The organism is Mesorhizobium sp. M2C.T.Ca.TU.002.02.1.1, from assembly GCF_003997225.1.
In genome coordinates this window covers 1-3,643 of the sequence record NZ_RZTO01000640.1, presented here as the reverse complement: position 1 = coordinate 3,643, position 3,643 = coordinate 1, and the positions used below count along the sequence as shown (strand labels likewise).

Here is a 3,643-nt window from a genome sequence, read left to right as displayed (position 1 = left end):
GTGTCGTTCCTCCTGCTCGTCCCCTGGGAGTGGACGAGGCGCGATCCGATCGTCGACATCCGCCTGCTGTTCAGCCGGCAGTTCGGCATGTCCTTCCTGGTCATGATGGCGGTTGGTGCGGTGCTCTTCAGCACCACGCAGCTTTTGCCGCAACTGCAGCAGACGACCTTCGACTACACCGCCACTCTTTCGGGCCTGTCGATGATGCCGGGCGGCATCGCCATGCTCATGCTGATGCCGATCTCGGGCTTTGCCGCCGGCGTCATCCAGCCGCGCTATCTCATTATGATGGGCATGGCGGTGGTCGCGGTCGCACTCTGGCACATGACCTCGCTGACGCCTGACGCCAGTTTCGGCTTCTTCGCCTATGCGCGCATCTACATGATGATCGGCCTGCCGTTCCTGTTCATCCCGATCTCCACCGCCGCCTATGTCGGCCTGCCGCCGCAAAAGACCGACCAGGCATCCTCGCTGATCAATGTCGCCCGCAACATCGGCGGCAGCATCGGCGTGTCGCTGTCCAACACGGTGATTGCCCAGAACGCCCAGTTCCATCAGTCGGTGCTGGTGGGCCACACCGCGCAATCGAGCGACACCTATCAGCAGACGCTTCGCCAGGTGACGGACCATTTCGTCGCCGAGGGGTCGCCGCTGGTCGAAGCCAGGCAGCAGGCCGTCGGCTGGATCGGACAGGAGATCGGCCGCCAGGCCTCGCTGCTGGCCTATGTCGACGTCTTCTTCTATTGCGCGATCGCCACGGCGCTGCTGGTGCCGTTTGCCCTGTTGCTCAGGCCGCCGAAGCCCGAGCGGGCCAAACGTTAGCTATTCCTTCAGCCAAAGCTTGCACCTCGGGGCTCGCCGCGCGAAGTTGGCAGCCTCTGGAGGGACCTCATGCGCAACATCACGGCGGCGCTGCTTTTGGCGGCGGCATTTTTCACGACCAGCGCGAACGCGCTGGACAGTTCGAACACGCCGGTCGTCGTCACGCCGCTGGCGTCCAAGACCACGACCGCGTCCGGCCAGCCGATCACGCTGCCGCAAAAGAACGTCGAGGTTCAGGTCTCGTCCTACCAGATCGCGGCGGGCGCGACCTTGCCGGTGCACAAGCACCCCTTCCCGCGCTACGCCTATGTCGAGCAGGGCACGCTCAAGGTCGCCAATGTCGAGACCGGCGCCGCCAACACTTACAAGACCGGCGACTTCATCATCGAGATGATCGGCCAATGGCACCAGGCCACCAATATCGGCACCGATCCTGTGAAGCTGTTGGTGATCGACCAGATCGAGCAAGGCGCCAAGAACACCATCCTGAAGCAGTAGCCGGCAGCGTATCCGCCTCGAAGCGGGCCTTTCGCCTCACGCCCAGGCGCCCACCGGTTGCCGTGTGGTGGCGTTCAGGCGGTTGAAGGCGTTGATCAGCGCGATCTGGATCACCAAAGCGGCGAGCGCCTTGTCGTCATAGTGACGAGCAGCCTCGTCCCAGACATCGTCCGGCACAGCGTCGGAGCGGTCGGCCAGCCGCGTGGCGGCTTCCGTCAGCGCAAGCGCCGCACGTTCGGCGTCGGTGAAATACGGCGTCTCCCTCCATGCCGACACGGCAAAGATCCGCTCGTCCTTCTCGCCCGCCTTCTTCAGCTCGCGCGCGTGCATGTCGACGCAGACGGCGCAAGCGTTGATCTGGCTGGCGCGCAGGTGAATGAGCTTGCGCGTCACATAAGGCACGTCGCCGGCTTCGGTCGACTTGTCGAGCGCCAGCAGCGCCTGCAGCGCGCCGGGAATGAGCATCACCGGATTCTTCAATCTCGCTTCCATTGTCGGTCTCCTCGGCCAATTAGGTTCGCATCAATAACCTTTCAGTTATGAGTTATCCATAACTTTGCAGTTATGCATTGTCAAGCGAGTTGTATGGATGGCGGGTTGCACGGCTGGACCGATGGTTGCGGCTTTCGCGGCGGCCCGCCCGGTGCTAGGGCTGCCCATCTTTTCAAAAGCATGGATGGAAACCGGTGGCGGACACGCAAAGACCCCTGATCGAAATCTGCGTCGAAGGCATTGACGGGCTGCTTGCCGCGCAGGCCGCCGGCGCCGACCGGGTCGAGCTCTGCGCCAGCCTGGTCGAAGGCGGCATCACGCCGAGCCTGGGCACGGTGCGCGCCGCGCTCGAAAGCGCGACCATCCCCTTTCACGTCATCGTGCGGCCGCGCGGCGGCGATTTCCTCTACAGCGAGACCGAATACCGCTCGATGCTTGCCGATGTCGAAGCGCTGCGCGAGCTCGGCGTCGCCGGCGTGGTCGTCGGCTGCCTGACCGCCGACGGCGCCATCGACGAGGCGCGCATGAGCGCGCTGGTCGAGGCCGCCGGCCCGCTCAACGTCACCTGCCACCGCGCCTTCGACATGACGCGCGATCCGGCCGAGGCGCTCGAAGCCCTGATCCGCTGCAAGGTTGGCCGCGTACTGACCAGCGGCCAGCGTGACACGGCGGTCGAAGGCATCGAGCTTCTGGCGCAACTCGTCCGCCAGGCGGGCAAACGCATCATCATCCTCGGCTGCGGCGCCTTGGCGCCGGACACGATCGGCGAGGTGCGCAGACGCACCGGATTGACCGAAATGCATTTTGCAGCGCTTGCCGATGTTCCGAGCGCCATGCGCTACCGCAACCCGAATGTCGGCATGGGCGGCACCGACCTCGACCGCGAATATCGCAACACGGTGACCGACCAAGCTAAGGTGGCGGCGACGATCAGGGCCGCGAGGGCTTGATGGCTGACACGATGAGCAAGGAATCGCTGCCGATCGAACGCATCGCGCCCGCCGACGAGGCTGCCATACTCGCGCTCAACAACGAGCATGCGGCCGAGCTGTCCTGGCTGGAGGCGGATCGGTTGTCCTTCCTCATCAGCCAAGCCTTCTACACGCGCCGCATCGGCGCGCTCGAGGCTTTCATCATGACCTTCGACCAGGATGCAGACTACGACAGCCCGAACTTCCTCTGGTTTCGCCAGCGCTATCCGCGCTTCGTCTATGTCGACCGCGTGGTGGTCGCGGCTACGGCGCGCGGCCGCGGCCATGCGCGCCGGCTTTATGAGGATCTGTTCGAGCAGGCCCGGCGCGCCGGGCATGCGATCGTCACCTGCGAGGTCAACGCCGATCCGCCCAACCCGGCCTCCGATGCCTTCCACGCCGCGCTCGGTTTCGCCGAGGTCGGCGATGCGGTGATCCACGGCGGCAAGAAGTCGGTGCGTTATTGGGCAAAGCCCATCGCCACCTGAGCGCCCGCCTCAACGCTGGCCAGGAAAACAAGCCGAAGCTAATATAGCCGCTCCGCTGCCGGGGGCGACATCATGGCGAGCAACGTCTTCCGCTTCGACGAGAGCTGGGACATCCCTGAAGGCACCCCGCAGCAAGTGTGGGACGTGCTGTCGGATGCTGAGCTTCTGCCGCTCTGGTGGGGCGACGCCTACAAGGAGGTCGAGCCGCTCGACAAGAAGGGCAAGGGCGTCGTCGGCGCCCGCGCCAGGGCGAGAGCGCGCGGCGCCCTGCCCTATGAGTTGAACTTCATCATCGAGGCTGCCGAGCTCATACCCGGCCGGCTGGTGGTGGTGAAGACCTTCGGCGATTTCGACGGGCTGTGGCGGGCGGGG

Annotated in this window: 6 protein-coding genes; 5 read left to right on the top strand and 1 reads right to left on the bottom strand. The window is 64.9% G+C overall.

The window, feature by feature from the left end; all coding sequences use genetic code 11:
- Both EOD07_RS26645 and EOD07_RS26640 read left to right on the top strand, forming a co-directional pair.
- A partial coding sequence (locus tag EOD07_RS26645; protein WP_127237534.1) for an MFS transporter occupies positions 1 to 822 on the top strand: 822 nt, incomplete at its 5' end.
- 69 nt (positions 823 to 891) lie between these two features.
- A complete protein-coding gene (locus EOD07_RS26640; protein WP_127237533.1) occupies positions 892 to 1,320 on the top strand; it encodes a cupin domain-containing protein in 429 nt (142 codons plus the stop codon).
- Positions 1,321 to 1,356: 36 nt separating this feature from the next.
- Here the strand turns inward: EOD07_RS26640 and EOD07_RS26635 are convergent, their stop codons facing one another.
- Positions 1,357 to 1,812, bottom strand: coding sequence for a carboxymuconolactone decarboxylase family protein (locus tag EOD07_RS26635; protein ID WP_127237532.1), 456 nt, complete (start codon positions 1,810 to 1,812; stop codon positions 1,357 to 1,359).
- A 194-nt stretch (positions 1,813 to 2,006) separates the two neighbouring features.
- Between EOD07_RS26635 and EOD07_RS26630 the strand changes: the two genes are divergently transcribed.
- The 3 genes from EOD07_RS26630 to EOD07_RS26620 form a co-directional block, all read left to right on the top strand.
- On the top strand, positions 2,007 to 2,762 hold the full coding sequence (locus tag EOD07_RS26630; protein ID WP_127237531.1) for a copper homeostasis protein CutC: 756 nt from the start codon (positions 2,007 to 2,009) through the stop codon (positions 2,760 to 2,762).
- Complete coding sequence (locus tag EOD07_RS26625) at positions 2,762 to 3,271, top strand: GNAT family N-acetyltransferase (RefSeq protein WP_245470505.1); 510 nt, start codon at positions 2,762 to 2,764, stop codon at positions 3,269 to 3,271. The genes EOD07_RS26630 and EOD07_RS26625 overlap by 1 nt, the downstream gene beginning before the upstream one ends.
- Before the next feature lie 72 nt (positions 3,272 to 3,343).
- A partial coding sequence (locus EOD07_RS26620; protein ID WP_281059087.1) for an SRPBCC family protein occupies positions 3,344 to 3,643 on the top strand: 300 nt, incomplete at its 3' end.

What these genes read in the sequence shown, in the direction of transcription:
- EOD07_RS26640 (WP_127237533.1), top strand. Translation starts at nt 892, where the DNA reads ATGCGCAACATCACGGCGGCGCTGCTTTTGGCGGCGGCATTTTTCACG.
- EOD07_RS26625 (WP_245470505.1), top strand. Translation starts at nt 2,762, where the DNA reads ATGGCTGACACGATGAGCAAGGAATCGCTGCCGATCGAACGCATCGCG.
- EOD07_RS26635 (WP_127237532.1), bottom strand. Translation starts at nt 1,812, where the DNA reads ATGGAAGCGAGATTGAAGAATCCGGTGATGCTCATTCCCGGCGCGCTG.